A 22339-nucleotide genomic window follows, 5' to 3' on the forward strand; every position below is an offset into this window, starting at 1 on the left:
TATCCGCTTTAACATTATTATGACGAGATGTTCATGCAGGAATCAGAAGTGAGAACCAGGGATTTATCGAAAAAGATGTATTAGAAATTTTCCAACACAATCTTTCCTATCGATCTTCCCGTTTCCATTTTTTCATGTACGACTCGTAGGTTTTTTGCATTTATTGGTTCTATGCGTTCAGTTAAAGTGGTTTTCAATTGTCCATTATCGATTAAATTAGCCAGTTTATTCAGTAGATCGTGTTGTTTAATCATATCTTTGGTTTGAAACAATGATCGGGTAAACATAAGCTCCCATACAAACGTGATACTTTTAGAAAAGAACAAGTCCATAGCCAAGCTTCCCGCCCAAGAAACCTTATCTGCAGGAACGATAGAACAAATCTTGCCTTGGGGAGCTATGACTTCTGCCATATTCGCTAAATGTTGTACGGTGTCATTTAAGCAAAATATATAATCAACGGTCTCAAATCCAATGCTCTTGAGCTGTGATGCAAACTGGTTATTGTGGTTGATTGTAAAATCCGCGCCTTGATGTTTAGTCCACTGGATTGACTCTGGGCGTGTAGCAGTACCAATTACAGTTAGACCTGCTAATTTGGCAAGTTGAGTAGTAATCGATCCTACTCCTCCTGCTGCACCGATAATGAGTAAGCTTTTATTTTTGTTATCTTCTACGCTATGACTGATTCCTAAACGATCAAATAAGCCTTCCCAAGCAGTAATCGAGGTGAGCGGTAAAGCGGCTGCTTGAGCGAAATCCAAACTCTTCGGCTTGAATCCCACAATTTGTTCATCTACCAAGTGAAACTCACTATTCCCCCCTGGGCGAGCCACACTTCCTGCATAATATACCTCATCTCCAGGTTTAAACAAGTGACATTCAGGTCCAACCTGTGCCACGATCCCAGCTACATCCCAACCAAGAATTTTGGGTGATTCTTCTTCATAGTTGTTGTTCTCCCGAACACCCAAGTCGGCAGGGTTAACAGAGATGGCTTTTACTTCTACCAGTAGATCACGACCAGTAGGAATCGGTTTTTCTATATACAGATCAACAAGGCTCTCCGGATCGGATAAAGCGAGATATCGGTAAGCACCGACTGCTTTCATTTTGTGGTGATTGCTCATATTTTTCTTCCTTTCAAAATGGTTTTTTCGTGCAATTGAAGTATATGCTGTTTACTTACTTTAAGGAAGTACGCAGAATTTTCGTATATAGTATGAAATATCATACCTATAATCATGGAGGGTCCGGATGCGATGACCCGCACCTCCGGAACTGTGAGAGGCCCATGCAATTGCGCATGGGCCTACTCGATTTGTTATTTCAACAATGTTCGTAATTTCACGAGGTGAATCCTTAGAAATTCTCCAGCACAATCGATCCTAACGATGTATGTGAAAGGACCGTTCAGTTATTAAGATGCAAGAACGGTAACGACGGGCAATATAAAAAGATGACTTCTGAATAATTCAAGAGTCACCTTCTTACCGACGTATTTTGTTAGCGGCCTACGATCTCAAGTACGTCGCCGGGCGCCATCGCTTTGCCCTTCAACCCCCGTTCTTCAAGCTGATTTACAAACTGTTTCTCATCCTGCGTGATGCCCGGGAAAGTGCTGTGGTGAATCGGAACAGTCAGCTTCGCGTTGTACCATTCCGCCGCCTGGAGCGCATCTTCCGGTCCCATCGTGTAATGGTCGCCGATCGGAAGGAAAACGACGTCGATCGGATGACGCTCACCGATCATTTTCATATCGCTGAACAAGGATGTATCGCCCGCATGCAGAATTGTCAAGCCTTCGGCAAACACGAGGAAGCCAGCAGGCATACCTGCATATAGAATCTGTTTCGTTTCCTCAACGACGATACCCGAGCTGTGGAAAGCTTGGACCATCTTCGCCTTCGCAAAGCCGAGATCAAACGTGCCGCCCATGTTCATGCCGATTGAATTTTTTACGCCCTGCCAGGACATGTAGGACGCGAGTTCGACGATAGAGACGACTGGCGCGTCGTTGTTGGCGCTCGCTATTGGCGCCGCGTCGAGAATATGGTCCATATGGGCATGGGTTAACAGCACGGCGTCGGTAATAATGTCCTCTGGCTTGATTGTGGCTGCGGGGTTACCACTTAGGAAAGGATCAATGATGAGCGATTTCCCACCGGTATGGATTTGAATGCAGGCATGACCATGATATTTGATTTTCATAATATTGCGCTCCTTTATTTCGTTTCAATTTGATTACTACTATTCGTTCATCCTATTCTTCCCTTAAAAATGGTTTTTTCGTACATTTGAATTATATGATGTATAATTACTTTAAGGAAGTACGCAGAATTTTCGTATATAGTATGAAAAATAATACCTTTGTAAGGGGACTGAGTTATGGGCGATCGAAGAAACAAATATGGTTCAAATCCAAACGTAGAAGGATGTCCTGTGGAGACAACTCTTGATGTCATCGGCGGGAAATGGAAAGGGATTATTCTCTATCATCTCATTGACGGGACGAAAAGATTCAATGAACTCCGGCGTTTCAATCCGGGAATTACGCAGTTCATGCTTACGCATCAGTTACGGGAGCTTGAACGGGATGGCATCATTCACAGAGAAGTTTATAAAGAAGTTCCGCCCAAAGTAGAATACTCTCTTACTGATTTTGGAAGGACCTTGGAACCGATCATCCTATCGATGAAGGCATGGGGGGGAACTTATAAAATTAGACTTAACGAAAGTAGAATGTCGGAAGGGGAAGGAAATTGAATTTTCGAATGACTGAGGTTACGGTACAGTCTATTAAATCTAGTTGAAAGCATAGTGAAGGAAAAAACTGTATTGAAGAACGATGGCGGCAAGGAAAAATACACGATAATGGGAGGAATCATTACCAATGACAAATTCAGTGCAACAGCCTAAAAATATCTTATGGATAAGCCTGGAGGATACGAGTCCTAGAATGGGGTGCTATGGAGATACTCTTGCACGAACACCCCATATCGACATGCTGGCCAGCGAAGAAATGATTAGGAATTAATTAAATCGTATTTCATAGAAGATTCGTATCGTACCACATAATTCATTATGCTAAAGCAAAACTATAGCGCAGGAGCTGCACTGAAGCAGCTCTTTTTTGTTTAGCGTGCCCAGAGGCACGCATTATCTAGTTGGTGCAAGTCCCCTCATCTTAGTATTTGGGCTGTCCCGAAGGTTGTAAAGACCTAGGGTCAGCTTTTTTGTCTTTACAATTAATTATCCTGTTGCTAACACAGACATAATAGTTCTACGTTAAATTAAATATGTGGGAACGGTCTCACACAAAGAAATGGGGTCGCAGCATGGAGCATACGATTAAGGAAATTGCCCTACGCACCGGTGTATCTAAATCAACCGTGTCGCGGGTGATTTCTGGTAAGGGCTATACCAGCTTGGAGGTACGCGATAAGGTGCTCCAGCTTATTAAGGAATTACAATATAAGCCCAATGCAGTGGCAAGGGCTATGGTTTCACAGAGAACGCATAACATTGGCGTCCTGATTTATCGGCGACATCATCCTATTGCGTCCCATCCGTTTTACGGCAAAATCCTCGACGCTATTTTAATGACAGCTGCAAGCTTGAATTATTCTGTTTTCGTTACGACGGATCATGAGATGTCGCTGCGTTCAGCTGATTTTATGATGGAAAAAAGGGTGGACGGACTGATCCTGATCAGTCGCTTGCAGCAGAACGTCATTGATTATATCGCAAATTTTGGAGTTCCCTATGTGATGGTCAATGGCTCCACTGATGTCGACGGGGTCATGCATATTGTTAATCAAGACGAGGAAGGCGGACGGATGGTCGCCGAATACCTAACGGAATTAGGGCATCGTCAGATTTTCGTGATTGCCGGGCCGCAGACGCATCGGAGCCACAATTTGAGGCTGAAAGGTTTTAAGAATTACATGGCAGGAATTGGGGTTCCGATCCCATCATCATCGGTCTTACAGGCCTCGACTTCCACCTTCGGGGAAGGGTATGAGTTAATGCGCGCCCATTGGGAGCAGTTTCGTGCAGGCGGGTTTACATCGCTATTTGCCACCAACGATATGATAGCGCTAGGCGCCATGAAGTTTATGTTGGAGCAGTCGGTACACATTCCTGAACAAGTAGCGGTTGTAGGTTTTGATGATATCGATTTTGCCGCTATGTTTTCACCCTCTTTAACAACCATCAGGGTCAATACAGAGGAAATGGGGACTCAGGCTTTTAGCTTGTTGGACAAGCTCATCCGCCAGGAACCGAACATTGAGAATCCCAAGCAGCTTGTGCCCAAGTTAATTGTCCGGCAATCGACCCAAACATTTTCCATTGGAAGGAGAGGTTAGTCTACATGCGTTGGTATTTAAAAGCGATAGGGCCACGTAAAATCGTGGAATTTATCATACTTGTTGTGTTCGTCATCTTCTTCTTGGGCCCGCTGCTCAACCTAGCCATACTGGCTTTTACCGGCAAATGGACCTACCCAGATATCTTGCCGCACGAATGGTCACTCAAATGGTGGACATTTGTGTTCCAGCAGGAGGATATCGCGAAATCGATCGGATTGTCGTTTATGATCGCATCCATCGTGACCGCTCTATCCATTGTTCTTTGTATCCCAGCGGCTTACGCGTTTGCACGCATACGATTTCCGCTTAGTCGGTTCTTCTTGTTCTCGTTTCTACTGACACATGCTTTTCCTAAAATGGGACTTTATGTTTCGATCGCTGTGCTTTTCTACAAACTCGGACTGATGAACACATTGATAGGCGTTGTTTTGATCCATATGATCAACGTGCTTATGTTCATGACCTGGATCCCAACGGCTGCTTTCCGAAATGTGCATATGGCTCAAGAGGAGTCAGCCAGGGATGTGGGGGCGAGTCCGTTCCGTGTGTTTCGCAGTATTACGTTGCCGATGGCAATGCCGGGTATTATCGTGGCTTCTATCTTTACGTTCCTTAACTCGCTTGATGAAGCGCAGGGCACTTTCCTGGTGGGCATCCCCAATTATAAAACGATGCCGATTGTCATGTATTCGATCATCAGCGATTATCCGGCCTACGCGGGTGCTGTATTTTCCATTATCTTGACAGCGCCGACGATTATCCTACTGCTGGCTGCACAACGCTTTGTGAGCGCAGATATTATGTCCAGCGGCTTCCAACTCAAATGACGGTAGAACAATTAGCAAATAGAAGGAGGCACATATGGACATTCAGCTTTCTGTTCAACAATTGACGAAGCGCTATAAAACAGGAGAAGGCGTAACAGGAATCTCTCTTGATGTTCGTAAGGGTGAATTAATCACACTGCTAGGCCCATCAGGCTGCGGTAAAACCACGGTTCTTCGTAGCATCGGAGGGTTTCTGGACCCGGATTCGGGTGACATTCTCATTGAGGGCAAAAGTACTCTTCACGCGCCTCCTGAAAAACGTCCGACATCCATGGTATTTCAAGGTTACAATCTATGGCCGCATATGACGGTTTTCGACAACCTGGCATTCGGTCTTAAAATACGCAAGATGAAAAAGGCGGACATCGATAAAGCCGTGAACGAAGTGCTTCAGCTGGTTCGCTTGCCTGGAGCAGAGCTTAAATATCCGGGTCAACTCTCCGGTGGTCAGCAGCAGCGCATAGCGGTTGCAAGATCACTGCTCCTGAAGCCTGCCGTTCTTTTGCTCGATGAACCCTTTTCTGCACTGGATGCCAAGCTTCGTCACGAGATGAGGGAGGAGCTGCGAGAGATTCAATCCAAGACAGGTCTTACGATGGTATTTGTCACCCATGATCAGGAAGAAGCATTGTCGATTTCAGACCGCATTGTCGTTATGAATCAAGGGAATATCGAGCAAATCGCTTCCCCGCAAGAGATTTATGATGAACCAAGTACATTGTTTGTTGCCCAATTTATCGGCAAAATGAACTTTTTGAAAGGGGTGATCGCAGCCGAACGTGTAACTGTAGGGCATCTAAGTTTTCCAAATTTAAAAAATCTGTCCGGGCACGTAAAACTGGCAGTTCGACCTGAAGACGTGATGATAGAAAGTGAAGAGGGACAAGGCCTTTCCGGAGTGATCAAACAGGTTATGGTGCTTGGGCATTATGCCGAAGTGTCCATCGATTTGCCGGAATACGGAACAATCCGGGCGTTTCAACCACGCGATTCTGTCAAGGATCTTCATACAGGGCAACAAGTAAAAGCAAGCTTCGCAAAAGCATTAGCATATTCGGAAAATTAAACCCAATCCAAGGAGGAATCATCCATGTTACGCAAGAAATCCGCTATTATGTTAGTGACGTTAATGACCGCTACCGCTGCTTTAATATCCGGGTGCGGCAGTTCTTCGACAAGTGCAGGTTCCGCAGCTCAAAGCAACAGTCCGGCTAAAGAAACAGCAGGCAGTAAACAGCCTGTCGAGTTTAACTTCTATTTTACCGGCTCGCAAAATGTAAAAGATCTATGGGATACGATCATTCCTATGTTCGAAAAACAAAACGCGGATGTTAAAGTAAAACCGGTCTATATTCCTTCAGGAACTGGTGCGCAACCAACCTATGACCGTATTACGGCTGCCAAACAAGCGAATAAAGGCTCAGGCGATATCGATTTATACGAAGATGGCTTGTCTTATGTAACTCGGGGGCAAAAAGATGACCTCTGGGATACGTTACCCGTCGACAAAATTAAAAACCTTGCGAGTGTGGATGAGAAAACGTTAAAAGATATCTCCAATCTCGCTATTCCTTATCGGTCATCTGCGGTTGTATTGGCTTATAACAGTGACAAAGTAAAAACACCTCCAACAAATTTGGATGAATTGTACGATTGGATCAAGAAAAATCCGGACAAATTCGCCTATAACGATCCATCCACAGGGGGTTCCGGTAACTCTTTCGTAGCAACAACTTTGTATAAGTTCCTGCCTGAAGAAGCTATTCATAATTCCGATCCAAGCGTTGAAAAAGGATGGGATCAAGGATTTGCACTGCTCAAGGAACTGGGGAAATCCGTTTATGGCAAAGGTATTTATCCAAAGAAAAACCAAGGCACTTTAGATTTATTGACGAGCGGTGAAGTTGATATGATACCGGCATGGTCGGATATGGTACTTGAGCAATTGGCTAAAGGGCAGCTTCCAAAAACAACAAAAATGGCGCAAATCAAGCCAGGATTTAACGGTGGACCAACCTACTTAATGGTGCCTAAGTTATCGGAAAAGAAGGATGCTGTCTACAAATTCCTGAATTTCGTTCTTTCACCTGAGGCACAAGCCGTGGTTGTAGACAAAATGCATGGCTTCCCTGGGATTAAGCTATCAAATATGTCAAAAGAAATTCAAGATTCATTCAAAAGTGCATCTGAAGGATTCCGTTCCTTCAATATCGGCGAACTGGACAAAGATATGACCAAGCGTTGGCAAAGTGATGTTGCTGCGCAATGAGTAAACAAATGAAAATGGGGATACTGGGATTGCTTCTAGTCATCCCCTCTTTTTTATTGCTCTTCGTCACTGTGGTCATTCCGATCATTATTTCGTTCAAAGAAAGCCTGACCAATAAATCCGGCGGCTACGATTTGTCCAATTATGCGTATTTATTTACGGATAAACTGATGCGCTCCAACATTATTTTTACGATGGAAGTGACGATTGTTTCAGTCATTCTCGTGCTAATTATCAGCTACGTCTTGGCTGCTTATATGAGATTCAATAACGGTACGATGGTGAAATGGATTCGCAACATGTACATGATTCCAATCTTTATCCCATCCGTCATCGCTACGTACGGTTTAATTCAATTGCTTGGCAACCACGGTTGGGTATCCCGCATGCTGCTTCTGGTCAACGGAGGGGAAATGCCGCGTATTATCTTCGACATGAAGGGGATTATTATCGCGAATTTGTGGTTTAACATTCCTTTTACGACGATGCTGCTTGGGTCAGCCTTATCCGCAGTCCCTAATTCTATTATTGAAAGCGCAAAGGATGTAGGGGCACGTAAATTGCAAATCTTCGTACGTTTCATTTTGCCGCTTACGTATAAAACGCTGCTCGTTGCCGTTACCTTTGTGTTCATGGGCGTGATCGGTTCGTTTACGGCTCCTTTTCTGATTGGACCCAACGCCCCACAAATGTTAGGGGTATCCATGGAACAGGTTTTCGGTGTGTTTCAAGAAAAACAATTAGCTGCGGCGATCGCCTTCTTTACGTTCCTGCTTTGTTCCGTAATGGGGTACTTTTATATCCGCAGTATGATCACTGAAGAGAGTGCGAGGTCCCGATGAATCAACTCATTCTGGATGTACAAGGAATTGTACATCCCAATGCTTCCAAAACTCATATTTCGTATCAGTTTCACTTAGGTGGGCACGTTGGCAAGTTAAGGATCCATTTTGCTTATGAGCCCAAAAATCTAGAAGACCGGGAACTCTCGAAAACGATGATTTTCGCGAGTATAAACAAGTACACGGAGCCCAATCAGCGTGAGCGGATTCAAGCGAAATGGGAATCCTTTCTGCCGCTGAAAAACTTAATCACCGTGTCCGTCGACGATCCTGAACGGCACCGAGGTGCAGGGCATCGGCACGATCCCGAGCAGCTGTTAGTTATAAGTGAGCTGGAAGCTTCACCAGGCTTTGTCAGTGGTAAAATGCCAGCAGGCCTGTGGCACATTACGCTAAGCTTGCATGCGATTGTTACAGAAAGCTGCCGATACACCATGCAAGTTCATCAAGAGGAGGAATAAGCGGCATGCCCTGGATTGCTTGCGAATTACACACTCATACTTTTCACAGTGACGGAAGACAAACGCTTTTGGAGCTGGCTAATGGCGCAAAGGCGCTCGGTTTCGAGTGTATAGCTTTGACCGACCATAATACCATGACGGGTTTAAATGAGAAGGACATCGTGGAAAAAGAAAGCGGAATTTCAATCATTTCTGGGATGGAATGGACGACCTTTTATGGTCATATGGTTACTATAGGATTGAACAATTTTATTGATTGGCGTCCGGCAGGTCCGGGTGATATCCATAAAGGGATTGCCGAAGTCCATAGCAACGGGGGCATTGTAGGGATGGCACATCCTTTTCGCATAGGAAGTCCAATTTGTACGGGCTGCTTTTGGGAATTCAACATCGAGGACTGGGACGATATCGACTATATCGAGGTATGGTCAGGCACATTCCCTTCTATTAAAACGGACAATGACCGTGCCTACCGTTTGTGGACCAACAAGCTGAACGAAGGCTACCGGATTGCGGCTACGTCAGGGCGGGATTGGCACACTCAGGAGCAAACGGATGAACCGGTATCGGTGACGTATCTCGACATCGATGATGGGGAGGAGACTGTGACGAAACGAGCGGTTCGTGCACTCTCAGAGGGGAAAGTCACTGTAACTATGGGACCGCTGCTATCGTTAGCGCTTCATTCCGAAGCTGCGGTGTATGGAATCGGTGATGGCGTTCCTGAGCATGATCGATGTTATAGTTATTTGGCACATGTGAGTATAGATTATCACGTGCGGGAAGGGATTTGGGATTATCCAGAGTCCGCATTCACACTCAGTTTGATTGGAAATTCAGGTGTTTTGAGTGAACAAGTAGTGACTAAGAATCAGTCGAATTACGTGATCGAAATACCTGGCGATGAACTTCTATGGATTCGTGCCGAGCTTAGAGGCATCGTTCGCGGAGTTCGCACATTAATCGCCTTTACAAACGCTATCTATATCGAGAGATGAAAGGAAGTGTTCGCATCATGACGTATCGATTTCCACTCATAACTGCTCACTGCGGCAGCATGAACACGCTTGATCATACACTACATTCCGTGCAAACAGGACTTCGGCTTGGTGCGGACGTGGTAGAGGAAGACGTTAGAGTGACAAAGGATGGTATCCCGGTTTTGGCCCATGATGATGAATGGATTACCGTGGAAGGGTCGAAATTGTCCCTCTCACAAATGACTTTCGAAGAATTAAGAGAGCTCCGGTTTGAGGTCACTCATGGGGAACAGCGTGAAACGATACAAATCTGTCGGTTGCAAGACATGCTGCCGCTTATCCAAGCTTCGGGCAAAATCGTGAATTTGGATTTGAAGGTGGACGGTAGTATCGAACCGACGGCAGCGTTGGTGAAGAAATATGGGATGTTGGAGCAAGCGTTTCTATCCGGATGTGAGCTAGATCGTGCGCTATTGGCTCAGCAGTTGAAACCGGAAATGCGCAAACTGCTGAATACCGACCACAACCTGTTTAGAACACTTTCGTATAGAGATGCTATGGTACAAACCTGCGAGGATGCGCTTGCAGCCTCTTGTTTTGGCATCAATATCCACCATAGTATCGTTAGCCAAGAGCTAATGGATTATGCTGCATCCTTAGATTTGCCGATTTACGTATGGACGGTGAATGAAGAAGAGTTGATGCGTCAGTATGCTGATTTAGGTGTTGCATCGATCACGACGCGAAATGTTGCAGAGTTGGTGCAATTGAAGAAAAAGATGCGGGGCGAAAGTTCCTGATTGAAATCTACACCCATGCTCCATGAATTCAAGCTTTTCTAGTGAGACAACCCAGTATAACTGTGGAAGGACAAGCACATATGGACAATCAGAAACTCATTGCTCAGTTCCGAAATCTTACTCGCAATACGAAATGGGAGCAAAAAGATAAGATCGATCTACAATTTAACAATTACCACTCACAAGGGATGGTTCGAATCGGGAACCTCTTTTTTTTGTCCTCAGTTGAACTTATCGAAACACCAGTTAAATATAACCAGCCCAAGGACGGTTATGACCGTACTCCTGGAAAGGGAATCGGTCACTTGTTCGTCTTTGATAATCAAGGGAAGCTTGTGAATGATATGTCCTTGGGTGAAGGGAACATCTATCACCCAGGCGGTATTGATTTTGATGGTAATCATATATGGATACCTGTCGCCGAATACCGACCCAACAGCCAATCTATAGTTTACAAAGTAGACCCTAGGACTATGAAAGCAGAAGAATCGTTCCGAGTCCATGATCATATCGGAGGATTGGTCCGTGAAGGTCAAAATGGGAAGCTTATAGGTAACAGCTGGGGTTCACGCAAGTTCTATGAATGGAACCCAAATGGGCAACTGCTGCTTGTTAAAGAAAACTCGAGTCACTTTGTCGACTATCAAGATGGTCATTATGTAGGCGAAGGGAAAATGATTTTGAGTGGTATCTCAGAGCTCGCCAATCCTACAGGCTGCAATTCCAAGCCGTACGAGCTGGGGGGATTAGCCCTGATAGACATGAAAACGTTGGATATCATTCATGAGGTACCCATCACTGAAATTTCCCCGCAAGGGCACGTGATTACCCGCAATCCAGTATTCGTGGAGAACGCCGGTCAAAAGATGAGGCTTTATGCTGTACCGGATGATAATCACGGATCTATGCTGGTATATGAAACAAGCAATTTAAATGATATGTAATTTGATATAATGTGACGGATTTACTAATTGATTGTTATGAAGAGTATGGATCCAGTGGAAGAGACATTAAAGCGGAGTATCGGGATAATTTTAAAAGAAAAATTGAAAATACATGTAAGAAAATAGAAACTTGGTACTGTAAAAAGAATGAGTTCGAGGATTGAGGTAGGAAAACTATAGTTGAACAAAACAGGGAGCAGTTCTGCAGCGGCAGATGCTCCTTGTTTTTATTAATCTAAAGGGCAGAAGAGTACGGATTTATGCGTCCCATTTTAGTTGCAAATGAGCGATTTGGAACATTCCTAAGTTAAGCGAACAACTGATTTTCGTAAATGATGCAGAAGTTGTTTTTACCATTAATTAGTTTTCGATCTACCGTTAGTAAGGCATGATTTCAATACGGTTTGCTCAACAACCATGAAGTAAAGAGGTAAATTACGAGAAAGACAGAACCATATGTCTTTTATAAGTTATTGCGTCCAAGCTTTCGAAAATATGGGAGAGTCTGGGGCGGCAACACCTACTATCATTTCAAAGGTTAGGGCTGCAACGAGTGGACGCTTAAGGATTAATCACGGGTTTCAATCTTGAGATGCTCAGTCCCTCGATACCGATTGGAATTATTATACCCGTATATTTAGGAGAGACCGCGAGTAAAATACCTTTGAGGAAAAGCTCTTAACAATGATTGAATAAAGCGAGTAGATCGTCTGCTACTACGATTTCACCTAGTAGCCTCAATAGCACCTCTTACAATTGTTTCTTACCTCCAGGGTAAAGTTTGAAAGGAAAGGAAGTGAGTTCCTATCAAGAATCCATTGTACATGTGGCTAGGCAGGAAGCTTGGAGTCTTCTCTTACAAGAAATAGATGCACTGAATACCTAAATATAGAAGGTCCATTCTTCCGGATCCGATGAATATTAGCGCAAATAGGCAATAGCTCCATACAAAGGAACGCCTCTGTTTCACTTCATGTGATTAAGAGGCGTCGTTCTTTCATTGTTAACGAATGCGAGGAAAGGTAATCCAACCGAGAAGATTGATTCGTGATTTTTTACCTTGTTCTCGAACCTGGCCAATAAATTCTCCAAGAAATTTTTCCCATTTCAAGCCAATTTCTTTTTTCGAGCCATCATTTTCATGTACACTTCTCACACTTTGGTTTAATGCGGTTTCCAGATGAGATAAAGCTTCCCGCAAATGAAAATCTATGCTTTGCTCCATGTTGCCAGTATTCACCTCATTTATCATGTCATTTCCCTTCGTTATCAAGAGATGCGATTTCTTTATCAAGCTGCTTTTTCATTCTTTCAAACTGGGCTTCGGCTATAATATCTTCCACTTCTTCCCGGGCAATTTGGAGTAGGGATCTGGCGCGCTGTAACAAACCGTCACTGCCCTGCTTGCCGGCTGCGGCAATCGGTTGCAAGGCGGTTTTGGCTACTGGGAGTAAGGCGGAGGCTGCTACAGTAAGCGCGGTACCGATAATAATTTTGTCTATGTTCTTTTGAATCATGGATATTCACCCTCGAAAGTTTATTAGGATTGTACGAGTTTCGAATACTGCGGTTGTTAAACCGCAGCACTCGCAAATTCGCTCATTGATGGCAATAACTTGTCTTCTTTTCTTGAAATGAGGGAAAGCAGCGGTTTTGATAAAATCGATACTGACCCGGCTATGCCGATGATTGGTAACCAATGCATAATTGAGAGGGGAGCGGTATGGAAAAATCCGGCTAAAGGCGGAATATACAAGACCGCAAGTAAAGTCATCCAGGAGATGCCAAGTGCACCAAGTAAAAACCGATCCTTCGTCCAATCGCGAACTGTTTCCTCCGAACCCTCTTGACGCCATGAGAAGGTTTGAATCAATTGCCCCGCAACTAATGTCGCGAACGCCATGCTTTGAGCAACAGGAATAGGTGCCCCGGCAGCAATACTTGCGGCAAACAAGCCGATTGATCCTAATCCCAGAAGGACTCCTCTAGTAATCACTTTTTGATACAATTCCTTATCAACGATATCACTCCGCTTTGTTTGTTTCGTCTTATTTCCCGGATTTACAGCCAAAATCGTCGCGGGTAGAGCATCCGTCAGCAGATTCATTAGCAATATTTGAATGGGAACTAAAGGAATAGGCAGCCCGACCATTACAGCGGCGCTAGTCACAATAATCTCAGCTAAATTTCCGGTTAATAAGCAGCCGAGCGCTTTACGGATATTTCCTATGATCGTTCGACCTTCTTTAACACCTTCAACAATCGTTCCAAAATGATCTTCTGTCAAAACCATATCAGCAGTTTCTTTCGTAACTTCCGTTCCTGATCGCCCCATCGCAATCCCTACGTTGGCTTGTTTGATGGCAGGGGTATCGTTGACGCCGTCGCCTGTCATGGCGACAATATGTCCGCGTTTTTGAAAGGCATTTACGATTCGAAGTTTGTTTTCCGGTGTAACCCTCGCAAAAATAGTTATTTGGTCCACAATCCGATCCAGTTCTTCATCAGATATACGTTCAAGTTCATGACCAGATATAACGTTCTGAGAACCATTATAGATGCCAAGCTGCTTCGCGATGGCAATAGCCGTAATCGGGTGATCGCCGGTGATCATAACAGGCTTCACGCCTAACTCTAAAGCCTCGCGGATGTTGTCTTCAACATCGGGTTTTGGAGGGTCCATCATTCCAGCCATACCGACATAGATCAGTTCCTTTTCGTCCATTCCCTTTTCATTTGTATGTTCATCCATATGTCTGTAAGCGAAGGCAAGTACACGTAAGGCTTCTGATGAGAGTTTCTCGTTTTGTTGTAAAATAAGTTGTTTTTGCACTTCCGATAAAGGAAAAATTTCACCATTTTTTTGATATCGGTTGCAATGGCGAACAATGGTTTCTACGGCTCCTTTTGAAAACAGAAAACATTCCTGCTCGGTCTGAGTATCTTTACAAACAACGCTCATTTTGGCAGTGCCCGAGTCGAACGGTATTTCAAGTCCACGATGCCAATGGGACATATCCTTGTCCCACAATCCGGTTTTGGCTGCAAGTGTGAGAAGTGCGCCTTCGGTTGGGTCCCCTTTGGTCATCCATCTTCCTTCCTCCTGTTCGAGTTTGCTGTTATTACAAAGCACGCAGATTTGGAGAAGTCGCTTCAAATCAGGATTAGCTACAATATGGTGGTCATCATGAATCTCCGTTTGGACGGCTGCTGCGGAAGTGGCAGCCACCTCGGGAATGAGCTCTTCAAACTGACCTATCGGTTCATACCCGTCACCGGTTATTGTCCATGCCCGATCAACCGTTGACAGGGTCTTAACCGTCATTTCATTTTTGGTTAAAGTGCCTGTCTTATCCGTGCAAATGATCGTTGTTCTGCCTAGTGTTTCCAAGGAAGAAAGCTTTCTGATCAATGCGTTTTTCTTTGCCATTCGGAAAATTCCCGCACTCAAAGCAATGGTAATGGTAACTGGCAGTCCTTCCGGAATAGCGGAAGCCGCCAATGTTATGGAAGTTGTAATCATTTGAGTAATCGGTATGCCGCGCAGCATTCCGGTTAGGAATACAAGTCCCCCAGCTACAAGAGCACCTTTTACAAACTTTTTGCTTATAGACGTTACCTTTTCCTGCAAGGGTGTGACTTCTTTTTCATGATTCTTCATAAGGGACATTAAATGGCCCATCTCGGTTTGCATACCTGTATGTACAACAACGCCGATACCTTTACCTGCGCATACATCCGTCCCCATGAATAGCATATTTCTCCGCTCGGCAAGAGGACAATCTGCTGTCAATGCAGATTCGTTTTTTTCAATAGGTAATGATTCGCCGGTTAGGGCCGCCTCGTTGACACGCAAGCCCCAAGAGCTTATCAAACGAATATCGGCTGGGACACGATCCCCAGATTCAAAGCAAACGATATCGCCCGGTACCAATTCCGCAGCGGACATTTCCGCCTGCATTCCGTCTCTTATTATTTTACAAGCCGGTGGTTGAAATTGATTTAGCGTCTCGACAACTTTCTCAGCTTTTCGTTCCTGAATCGTCCCAATGGCAGCATTAGCGAGCAGGATGGATCCCATGGCAATGCCATCGAACATCCCCCCTGTAAATAGGGCAAGTACCGAGGTGCCGAGCAGGATCAGGGTTGTAAATTCCTTGAATTGTCCCAAATAGGAGACGAGCCAAGGGGTGGGCTGTTTGCTTTCAAGCCGGTTCGAACCATAACGTTTTCGGAAAGAAATAACCTGGTCGGATGTCAGACCCTGCCTTCGATCAACATGGAAATCTTCGGTGACTTGTTCGCTTGAAAGGGCATGCCAAATTGGGGCTTCCGCAGTAGCCGCTATTTCAGGATGGTACGTATTTGTTGGTATAGCTGGGAATGATTCGCTAATTTTTTTCGATCTGGACATAAATACAAGCGATAATGCATCTGCAGCTAAATTGACAACAGGGGCGCTTATCATTCCGAACGTCGCTAAAGCACCACCCAGTAAATTCCATTTTTTTGTAACGGAAACATGATGGTTTACCGTTTGATCGATGATCTCGGCATACGTTGCACTTTCCTGAATACTTTTCAACTCATTGATGGAAATTGACGCTAAGCCGGCTTCTTTAAAAAAGGCATTGATCGGATTTTGCTCTGTACTTGAGACAAATAGTACTTCCTCGCCTTTCTGCTGCATAATGGCGATTTTTTCAATCACTTCACCCTGCTCTAGTGCCAACCAGCTTAAGTCCAAATGATGCCCGGAGAGCAATTCATCGCTGATATGCAAACTGTTATGTAATAACTGGATGCGCCAACCTTTTTCTATAAAGGAAGCAGCCGTAAGGCCTTGCTCATTGATGGCGGTTTCTTGATGTCGGATGATTAGACCCAAACATTCAAACTTCTTGAGTCCTTGTTTTCCTACAAACAGGACACTGCTGCCCTTTTTCATTAGTCTTTTTGCTTTTAATTCATATGCCGTGCAATCAATGCCGTGCTCCTCAAGATACTTCAAACTGCCGAGCAAAGTAAGGCAATTGTTTATTTTTCCTTTGATTCCATGTTCTTTTTCTTCCACGTGAAATGCGGTACGAATTGTACGACACGTTTGTTTTGCCTTGTTCCATATCTCTTCTTTCCAAGGATGGCTGCTTTTTGCCATCAATGATGCTGCATGACAAACGATTTTATCTGTATCTTCTTCATTCGTAGTCAGACACTCTATTTCTTCAATTTCCGGAGGGTCAAAAAGGAGAGAAGAGTCTTCAATCAAGATTGTCTTCGTGCGTGCAAGTTGAGACAATGATCCTTTTACTGGAACTACATAATTTCTTTCATCAGAAACAAGTTCAGCTTGATTCCATGCACATTTAGCAGGTAAGGTCATAGGCCGCGGATTTGCAGCCAAAAGAACAGCGATTGCACGCAGCGGATTTCGGGTAACCGCCCACGTAATTCCAGCAGCAATCAGCCCCAATTTGCTTGCTTTTTCAGTGTAGACTTGAATATCCGGCGACAAAGAAATATCCTGTTGCGCATGTAAGACAGACTGACTTCTCTTCCAATTAACGAATTGCAATATGCTGAGTCCGGCTAGCACAACTAAGTTTTCACGTATAAGCGCGAGAGCTAGTGCACTGGTACCTAAAATGAGATCTGAATTTATTTGTTTCTTTTCTGAAAAGTTATGAATTCCCCGCTTTAAGAAAGGGTAACCCGTTACAACGGAAACAAGAGCCGACAAGTAGAAAGGGGCCGGACTTCTAGCCAATGCTGAACGTCCCATAAACAACTGCTTCGCTCCTAGAATAGCTAGTCCGCCCATGGATAAAGCAAGAGGTATGGGGATTTTCCCCAAAGATGGTTTCGTATTTGGGTTTTGCATCTCGGGGAGAACTTTGATGTCTACAGGAAATTCAACATCATTTGTAGCTGAAACTTCCTTCTGCATTTCTTCCCTATCAAAAATGGATTGATTACAAGTGTGGACTGTGGCATTTTGTAGGCAGACCTGATCTTCGATATTTCTGACAATCCCGAAAATATCTTGCTTTGTAATACGCTTCTCGTCATAAAGAAGAAGGAGCCTGCCTGTAAGCGTACAAGGCTCAGCTTTATATATCCCTTTACATGTTGAGAATCTTTTGATTAATAAATCGGCAGTAAGCTTGCAACCCTTCAGGCCGCAGATTTCCATGCGCAATCTCCCAGGTAAGACATGGAGAAATCTGTTCTTGCTTTGCAATGAATACATTCCTTTACTCTCCTTACCCCATGTTGAAATTATCTAGTTCGTTGATTTGGCTATTATTCACAGTCCATATTTCAAATATTCATTCGTTTATTTCCCGACACTTCTTCGTATAAAAATTTTCATTTTATGGAATTATTTAAAAATAAATTTTGATGGAGGTTTAGCATATGAAAAATAAATCACTTTTCGGCATTCTCCTGGGTGCAGCAGCTATCGTACTTGCTGTTTCTCCAGAAGGTAGAAAAGCCGTACGCAAATTTGCGGTTAAAGGTACGGGAGCATGGCTCGAGATCAAGGACCAAATCAAAGAGGTTACTTCCGAGATTCCATTAGTTCCATTAGTGCAGAAAGATAGTAAGGGGAAAGCAGAAGATACGATCACTTATGAAATATAAAGGGGAATGTTGGAAATACCCTTTTTGATGATTTTTTAAAACAATGGGGCACAATTTCTAATGTGAAAAATAAAAAATAAGGAGAGGTTAACATGTTACAAGGTGGTTCATTATGGGCAGGTCTTGTCTCTGGAGGTATATCTGAATTCCAAGATGTGAAGAATTTAACCGAAGGACAAATGGATAAAAAAGAATTTGCCGTCAAGACGACGGGAAATGTAACAGGGGCATTCGGTGTAATGGCTGGTATTGAGTACGGAGCTATTCTTGGAACTACAATTCTCCCGGGTGTTGGGACCGTTATTGGGTCAGTTGTTGGGGGGATATTGGGTAACAATCTAGGACAAAGACTTGGCACACAAGCCGGAAATGCCATTGTTAACAATCGTTTATTGAATAACTTAACAAAGTCAGTAACGCAAACTTCAACAAATATGACAGCAACTTAAATAGTATTAATCGTTCTTTTTAACTGATATAGGTAAGACTCTATAAAAAATCCCGAATATTGGCGGTTGAGCCGATAGGTGCGCTGGATCCGAAGTCGGGGGTGGAGATTTTGAAGATTAGAGATGGAATGAGCAAGGCAACCAATTACGGGCAGCGCAACGGCCTTCTTTGATACTGTCAAATCCTAAACTATTCGCTGAAATGGATTGAGCCAATAAGTAAAACGGCTTCGGAAATTGATTGCGGATTTGCAGTTAAAGGATGCCCTGCTGCGATAATGAAAGAACAATAGTTCAATGATCATCAGAAGGCTGCCGACACCAATGGATCGGCAGCCTTTTCCGCTAACGGACATAGGTATTGTTAAAGACATCATATTTCCAAGGCAGGGTCATACATCTGATGTAGGAATAATTAAAAATGTTAGAGGTAGTTTTGTTTTGAAAAGAACAAAAGGTGAACAGTATCGTTCTTGGTTATCACAAGAAATAAATGTTCTGAAGTGTCTAGATAGGACAGAGCTAAATATTCCTACTGTATATATAATAGTAGAACAAAACGATAAAAATCAGTCGTAGGCGTTGATGCAATTTTTTGAGGGAGAGACATTAAGACAAGCATTAACTAATGAGAAGAATAAGGATAAAAAGCATGAAATGATATTTAATTTCGGTGTAACCTTGTCACATATTCACGCGACCCCATGTCCAATTCGTCCCTAGTCAGACGCTATTGAAACTGAATTAGAGATTGATATTTTCTTTAAGGGATACGGAAAGAAGATTTTAGGTGAGTCGGAATAAAAATACTTTGAAGATGGGCTATACGAATTTTTCTGAATGTGGGCTCAACTAATCTAGTTACATTGTAGCTCAGCATCGAACGATGCATAGTTGGCATGCTACGTATTCGCTGTTTTCGAGTTGATTTTTGATTCTGATGTCATCCTTCATAAATTTTACCTCGTTTTAAGCTTGTTCACAGAAAGTTTTAATGATTTTGGATAATATTATAGTGTAAGCATAATCAGCGAAAGGTAGGTGAAAACCATTTTGAAAAAGTTACTGGTAGTAGGGCTCTCCGCTTGTTTGTTGTTTAGTTTCACTGGTTCTGCTTTTGCTGCTTCACAAACCAATAGTCATGTTAAGAAAAATGTGGTTCACACAGCGCATAGTGCAAAGAAAACCTTAACGAATGCGAAGGCTAAAAAGAATACTACTTCAGGTATCAAAAGCAGCAAAGCCGGGTCAGTACATAAGAAAGTTATAAAGAAGGCCAAAAAATCAAAAACAGCAAATCCAAAAACCACATGATATATGAATGTTTATAATTATGTTAAGTTTATTCAACCTTGGAGTCGCTGTAATTGTACAGCGGCTTTTATTTTAATGAGAATAATAATGGAGGATATTCATGCTGATTTATAATACTGTAACTAATCTAACTACTACTGAAAAAGTAAGAAAACCAGAGGAGCATGAGATTGTTTGGATTCGACTTTGTAATCCTGATCCATCAGAAACCAATTATATTCTCTCAGATCTTCTAGATTGTCACCATCTTTTGGTAGAAGACAGTATTAAATTAAATCAACGTCCCAAAATGGATAAATATAAAAACAATATTTTCATTTCTTTCTTTGCTATCAATGAAAATTACGAACCAATGGAAATTGCGCTAGTACTTGGTAAGAACTATGTGGTTTCTGTCTATAAAGAAAATATTCCAATTTTAGAAAGTTTATATGAAGAATTCAAAGAAGTAGAAGGGAAAATGAAATTTCCAGCACAGATTCTTTACCATATCATGGATAGGTGTGTAGATGAATACGTTCAAATCGTAGATCACATCGAAGATAAAGTAGAAGCCTGGGAAGAGGTTATTCATCAAAATCCCTACTCCAAGATATCCCGCGAAATATTTCATTTCAAACGTATTACACATAGTCTTCGTCGGGTTTTCGTTGAAGAAAGATCAGTTCTTGGATCAATTAGCCACCAAAACCTCCCTTACTCCCATCCTGATGCAGATGTTTATTTTGTAGATATCTTTGATCATGTCTCTCGGGTTGTTGATTCAATTGATATGTTTCGCGAGTCTATGACTGGCTTATTGGAAATGCAGATCAGTATGAAATCTGATCGTATGAACGAAACAATGAAAACACTGACAATAATCAGTACCATATTTCTCCCTTTAACCTTTATCGCCGGCATTTATGGGATGAATTTTAAAGTCATTCCTGAATTAAACTGGAACTTCGGATATATGTATGTGTGGGGACTTATGGTCACGATCACGATCGGAATGCTCTTTTTTTTCAAAAAGAAAGAATGGTTCTAGTGAGCCAGAACAAGAAATACGATTCGAGGAAGTCATGATCACTAACTATCATTTGGAGGTTTGGTTACTTATTAAAATGTTGTCAACCCTGAAGTAAAAGGTATAACGGGTTTCCTGACTTCCTCACAGGAGGAGGAAAACAATGGGTAAAATTTTTACCGAGTGAAATCGAATAAACAGGCAGTCAAAACAGTATTTTATGTTTTGACTGCCTGTTTGTATTAGGTAGACTCCGTCTTGAATTTGTTTAGTCTGACATTCGCTGCTTGACAACAATATTTTTCAAAAGAATTCTCAAATTTCCAGTTACACTTGTCTCTCCATTTAGAATCCTGATCAAACTAGAAGCTTTAATATTTGCCGAACCCGCATTTATACGTTTTATTAACTTTGTTCCACGTGTGTTTAATCCATCTAAGCCAGTAAAATAGTATTTATATCCCAACTGGTCGCCGATATCAATGAGAGCATTATTGTATCGTCCATGTGGGAAACAAAACAGTTTTTCTTGATCCCCAAGCTTTTCTTGTATGATGTTTTCTGCCTCCATAAGATCGGATTTTACCCGTTGTTTGTACTCTGCATCAGTTTCCATCCTGTTTTTTTCCTTTAAATAGATAGGATTCGTTAAGGGGGAAACAGGGCTTCCATTTTGATCTACTGAAAAGTCGTGAGAATTATATGTGTGGGAATAAAAATCGAACCCGTCGGCTTTCATTTTTTTAATTTCGTCCCAATTCAAAAAAGGTGTTCCAGGATTCGTTCCTAAATAACTGACGATAATAAAATTGGTGGCGGTCATTTTCTGTTCCATTAAAGCAGGGTAAGCGTATTTGTAGAAAGATTCATATCCATCATCAAAGGTAAGAAGCACTGCATCTGGAGGCACTGAATGTTTACCATTAAGAAAATCAATAAATTCTTTCATAGAAATCACATTGTAATGTTTCGCCTTAAGCGCTTCTAGATGGCTTTTAAATGTTTCGGGTGTAATTGTAAAATCTGATGCGATAGGATCAATATGGTGGTATTCAAGCACGGCAACACGATTGCTATAGTGGTACCCACCAGTACCTTTATACCGATCATATAAAATAGAATAAGTGAAGATAAAAAAAACAAAAGTTAAACACATGATTTTAAGAAAAGATTGTTTCGACATTGTGTAACAGTCCCCATCCACCTAATTTTTTGTATCTTTTGAATGCAGCTGGGCAGAGGTGTTAACTTCCGCATAGTTACATCTATCCACATACGCGGTTTATTATAATTCTTCACTCATGAGAATTCAATTTTTGTGCATGTAAAGATTCTGAAAAAATCTAATCTATTTTTCATCTGGCATTAATGAATCAAACTTATAATAAAACACGCTCCCCCTTAAACTTAAACAAGAAAGACAACT

Annotated in this window: 22 protein-coding genes; 16 read left to right on the forward strand and 6 right to left on the reverse strand. The window is 42.7% G+C overall.

Translation table 11 applies throughout. The annotated features are described in order from the left end of the window. Positions 1-80: 80 nt before the first annotated feature. Together AC58P7_RS23420 and AC58P7_RS23425 are read right to left on the reverse strand one after the other, a co-directional pair. Positions 81-1130 (reverse strand): zinc-binding alcohol dehydrogenase family protein, encoded by a 1050-nt coding sequence (locus AC58P7_RS23420; RefSeq protein ID WP_497347178.1) that lies wholly within the window; start codon positions 1128-1130, stop codon positions 81-83. Positions 1131-1506: 376 nt separating this feature from the next. Then, the gene (locus AC58P7_RS23425) at positions 1507-2211 is read right to left on the reverse strand and encodes a metal-dependent hydrolase (RefSeq protein WP_497347180.1); all 705 of its coding nucleotides are present in this window, start codon (positions 2209-2211) and stop codon (positions 1507-1509) included. Between the two features lie 177 nt (positions 2212-2388). Between AC58P7_RS23425 and AC58P7_RS23430 the strand changes: the two genes are divergently transcribed. From AC58P7_RS23430 to AC58P7_RS23480, 11 genes are all read left to right on the forward strand, one after another. Continuing rightward, on the forward strand, positions 2389-2766 hold the full coding sequence (locus AC58P7_RS23430) for a winged helix-turn-helix transcriptional regulator (RefSeq protein ID WP_497347182.1): 378 nt from the start codon (positions 2389-2391) through the stop codon (positions 2764-2766). 127 nt (positions 2767-2893) lie between these two features. Further along, complete coding sequence (locus AC58P7_RS23435; RefSeq protein ID WP_497347184.1) at positions 2894-3037, forward strand: hypothetical protein; 144 nt, start codon at positions 2894-2896, stop codon at positions 3035-3037. Between the two features lie 301 nt (positions 3038-3338). Next, positions 3339-4370, forward strand: coding sequence for a LacI family DNA-binding transcriptional regulator (locus AC58P7_RS23440; RefSeq protein ID WP_497347186.1), 1032 nt, complete (start codon positions 3339-3341; stop codon positions 4368-4370). Positions 4371-4375: 5 nt separating this feature from the next. Next, positions 4376-5200: an ABC transporter permease gene (locus AC58P7_RS23445; RefSeq protein WP_497347187.1), complete on the forward strand. Its 825-nt coding sequence runs from the start codon at positions 4376-4378 to the stop codon at positions 5198-5200. 34 nt (positions 5201-5234) lie between these two features. Then, the gene (locus tag AC58P7_RS23450; RefSeq protein ID WP_497347188.1) at positions 5235-6266 is read left to right on the forward strand and encodes an ABC transporter ATP-binding protein; all 1032 of its coding nucleotides are present in this window, start codon (positions 5235-5237) and stop codon (positions 6264-6266) included. A gap of 24 nt (positions 6267-6290) precedes the next feature. Further along, positions 6291-7469, forward strand: a complete 1179-nt coding sequence (locus tag AC58P7_RS23455) for an extracellular solute-binding protein (RefSeq protein ID WP_497347190.1) — start codon at positions 6291-6293, stop codon at positions 7467-7469. Continuing rightward, positions 7466-8311, forward strand: coding sequence for an ABC transporter permease (locus tag AC58P7_RS23460; protein WP_497347192.1), 846 nt, complete (start codon positions 7466-7468; stop codon positions 8309-8311). Before AC58P7_RS23455 ends, AC58P7_RS23460 begins: the two co-directional genes overlap by 4 nt. Then, positions 8308-8772: a hypothetical protein gene (locus tag AC58P7_RS23465; protein WP_497347193.1), complete on the forward strand. Its 465-nt coding sequence runs from the start codon at positions 8308-8310 to the stop codon at positions 8770-8772. The genes AC58P7_RS23460 and AC58P7_RS23465 overlap by 4 nt, the downstream gene beginning before the upstream one ends. Before the next feature lie 5 nt (positions 8773-8777). Continuing rightward, complete coding sequence (locus tag AC58P7_RS23470) at positions 8778-9770, forward strand: CehA/McbA family metallohydrolase (RefSeq protein WP_497347195.1); 993 nt, start codon at positions 8778-8780, stop codon at positions 9768-9770. 17 nt (positions 9771-9787) lie between these two features. Then, the gene (locus AC58P7_RS23475; RefSeq protein WP_497347197.1) at positions 9788-10552 is read left to right on the forward strand and encodes a glycerophosphodiester phosphodiesterase; all 765 of its coding nucleotides are present in this window, start codon (positions 9788-9790) and stop codon (positions 10550-10552) included. An 80-nt stretch (positions 10553-10632) separates the two neighbouring features. Continuing rightward, positions 10633-11496, forward strand: a complete 864-nt coding sequence (locus AC58P7_RS23480) for a DUF6454 family protein (RefSeq protein ID WP_497347199.1) — start codon at positions 10633-10635, stop codon at positions 11494-11496. A gap of 1003 nt (positions 11497-12499) precedes the next feature. Here the strand turns inward: AC58P7_RS23480 and AC58P7_RS23485 are convergent. From AC58P7_RS23485 to AC58P7_RS23495, 3 genes are read right to left on the reverse strand one after another with little or no spacing between them, the layout of a single operon-like run. Then, positions 12500-12721: a hypothetical protein gene (locus AC58P7_RS23485; RefSeq protein ID WP_497347201.1), complete on the reverse strand. Its 222-nt coding sequence runs from the start codon at positions 12719-12721 to the stop codon at positions 12500-12502. 28 nt (positions 12722-12749) lie between these two features. Further along, positions 12750-13013: a DUF5132 domain-containing protein gene (locus tag AC58P7_RS23490; protein WP_497347203.1), complete on the reverse strand. Its 264-nt coding sequence runs from the start codon at positions 13011-13013 to the stop codon at positions 12750-12752. Between the two features lie 56 nt (positions 13014-13069). After that, on the reverse strand, positions 13070-17746 hold the full coding sequence (locus AC58P7_RS23495; RefSeq protein ID WP_497347205.1) for a cation-translocating P-type ATPase: 4677 nt from the start codon (positions 17744-17746) through the stop codon (positions 13070-13072). A gap of 167 nt (positions 17747-17913) precedes the next feature. Here AC58P7_RS23495 and AC58P7_RS23500 point away from each other — a divergent pair, with 167 nt between their 5' ends. The 5 genes from AC58P7_RS23500 (at position 17914) to corA (ending at position 20934) form a co-directional block, all read left to right on the forward strand. Beyond that, a complete protein-coding gene (locus AC58P7_RS23500) occupies positions 17914-18141 on the forward strand; it encodes a hypothetical protein (protein ID WP_497347207.1) in 228 nt (75 codons plus the stop codon). Positions 18142-18233: 92 nt separating this feature from the next. Further along, complete coding sequence (locus AC58P7_RS23505; protein ID WP_497347209.1) at positions 18234-18590, forward strand: glycine zipper domain-containing protein; 357 nt, start codon at positions 18234-18236, stop codon at positions 18588-18590. A gap of 324 nt (positions 18591-18914) precedes the next feature. Further along, entirely contained in the window at positions 18915-19169 is a 255-nt protein-coding gene (locus AC58P7_RS23510) for a hypothetical protein (protein ID WP_497347211.1), read from the forward strand. A gap of 474 nt (positions 19170-19643) precedes the next feature. Continuing rightward, on the forward strand, positions 19644-19904 hold the full coding sequence (locus AC58P7_RS23515; RefSeq protein WP_497347213.1) for a hypothetical protein: 261 nt from the start codon (positions 19644-19646) through the stop codon (positions 19902-19904). A 100-nt stretch (positions 19905-20004) separates the two neighbouring features. Beyond that, positions 20005-20934, forward strand: a complete 930-nt coding sequence (gene corA, locus AC58P7_RS23520; RefSeq protein ID WP_497347214.1) for a magnesium/cobalt transporter CorA — start codon at positions 20005-20007, stop codon at positions 20932-20934. Positions 20935-21181: 247 nt separating this feature from the next. On the opposite strand, the gene AC58P7_RS23525 is transcribed toward corA, so the two are convergent. Next, complete coding sequence (locus tag AC58P7_RS23525; protein WP_497347216.1) at positions 21182-22096, reverse strand: polysaccharide deacetylase family protein; 915 nt, start codon at positions 22094-22096, stop codon at positions 21182-21184. Positions 22097-22339: the final 243 nt, after the last annotated feature.

The organism is Paenibacillus sp. J22FR5, assembly GCF_059691975.1.

Bases quoted from the DNA above. Each gene is read 5' to 3' on its own strand.
- AC58P7_RS23425 (WP_497347180.1), bottom strand. From the start codon at position 2,211: ATGAAAATCAAATATCATGGTCATGCCTGCATTCAAATCCATACCGGT.
- AC58P7_RS23455 (WP_497347190.1), top strand. From the start codon at position 6,291: ATGTTACGCAAGAAATCCGCTATTATGTTAGTGACGTTAATGACCGCT.
- AC58P7_RS23525 (WP_497347216.1), bottom strand. From the start codon at position 22,096: ATGTCGAAACAATCTTTTCTTAAAATCATGTGTTTAACTTTTGTTTTT.
- AC58P7_RS23450 (WP_497347188.1), top strand. From the start codon at position 5,235: ATGGACATTCAGCTTTCTGTTCAACAATTGACGAAGCGCTATAAAACA.
- AC58P7_RS23470 (WP_497347195.1), top strand. From the start codon at position 8,778: ATGCCCTGGATTGCTTGCGAATTACACACTCATACTTTTCACAGTGAC.
- AC58P7_RS23485 (WP_497347201.1), bottom strand. From the start codon at position 12,721: ATGGAGCAAAGCATAGATTTTCATTTGCGGGAAGCTTTATCTCATCTG.
- AC58P7_RS23510 (WP_497347211.1), top strand. From the start codon at position 18,915: ATGGATCGGCAGCCTTTTCCGCTAACGGACATAGGTATTGTTAAAGAC.
- AC58P7_RS23500 (WP_497347207.1), top strand. From the start codon at position 17,914: ATGAAAAATAAATCACTTTTCGGCATTCTCCTGGGTGCAGCAGCTATC.
- AC58P7_RS23480 (WP_497347199.1), top strand. From the start codon at position 10,633: ATGGACAATCAGAAACTCATTGCTCAGTTCCGAAATCTTACTCGCAAT.
- AC58P7_RS23420 (WP_497347178.1), bottom strand. From the start codon at position 1,130: ATGAGCAATCACCACAAAATGAAAGCAGTCGGTGCTTACCGATATCTC.
- AC58P7_RS23430 (WP_497347182.1), top strand. From the start codon at position 2,389: ATGGGCGATCGAAGAAACAAATATGGTTCAAATCCAAACGTAGAAGGA.
- AC58P7_RS23440 (WP_497347186.1), top strand. From the start codon at position 3,339: ATGGAGCATACGATTAAGGAAATTGCCCTACGCACCGGTGTATCTAAA.
- AC58P7_RS23465 (WP_497347193.1), top strand. From the start codon at position 8,308: ATGAATCAACTCATTCTGGATGTACAAGGAATTGTACATCCCAATGCT.
- AC58P7_RS23490 (WP_497347203.1), bottom strand. From the start codon at position 13,013: ATGATTCAAAAGAACATAGACAAAATTATTATCGGTACCGCGCTTACT.
- AC58P7_RS23475 (WP_497347197.1), top strand. From the start codon at position 9,788: ATGACGTATCGATTTCCACTCATAACTGCTCACTGCGGCAGCATGAAC.
- AC58P7_RS23460 (WP_497347192.1), top strand. From the start codon at position 7,466: ATGAGTAAACAAATGAAAATGGGGATACTGGGATTGCTTCTAGTCATC.
- AC58P7_RS23445 (WP_497347187.1), top strand. From the start codon at position 4,376: ATGCGTTGGTATTTAAAAGCGATAGGGCCACGTAAAATCGTGGAATTT.
- AC58P7_RS23495 (WP_497347205.1), bottom strand. From the start codon at position 17,746: ATGTATTCATTGCAAAGCAAGAACAGATTTCTCCATGTCTTACCTGGG.
- AC58P7_RS23435 (WP_497347184.1), top strand. From the start codon at position 2,894: ATGACAAATTCAGTGCAACAGCCTAAAAATATCTTATGGATAAGCCTG.
- corA (WP_497347214.1), top strand. From the start codon at position 20,005: ATGCTGATTTATAATACTGTAACTAATCTAACTACTACTGAAAAAGTA.
- AC58P7_RS23505 (WP_497347209.1), top strand. From the start codon at position 18,234: ATGTTACAAGGTGGTTCATTATGGGCAGGTCTTGTCTCTGGAGGTATA.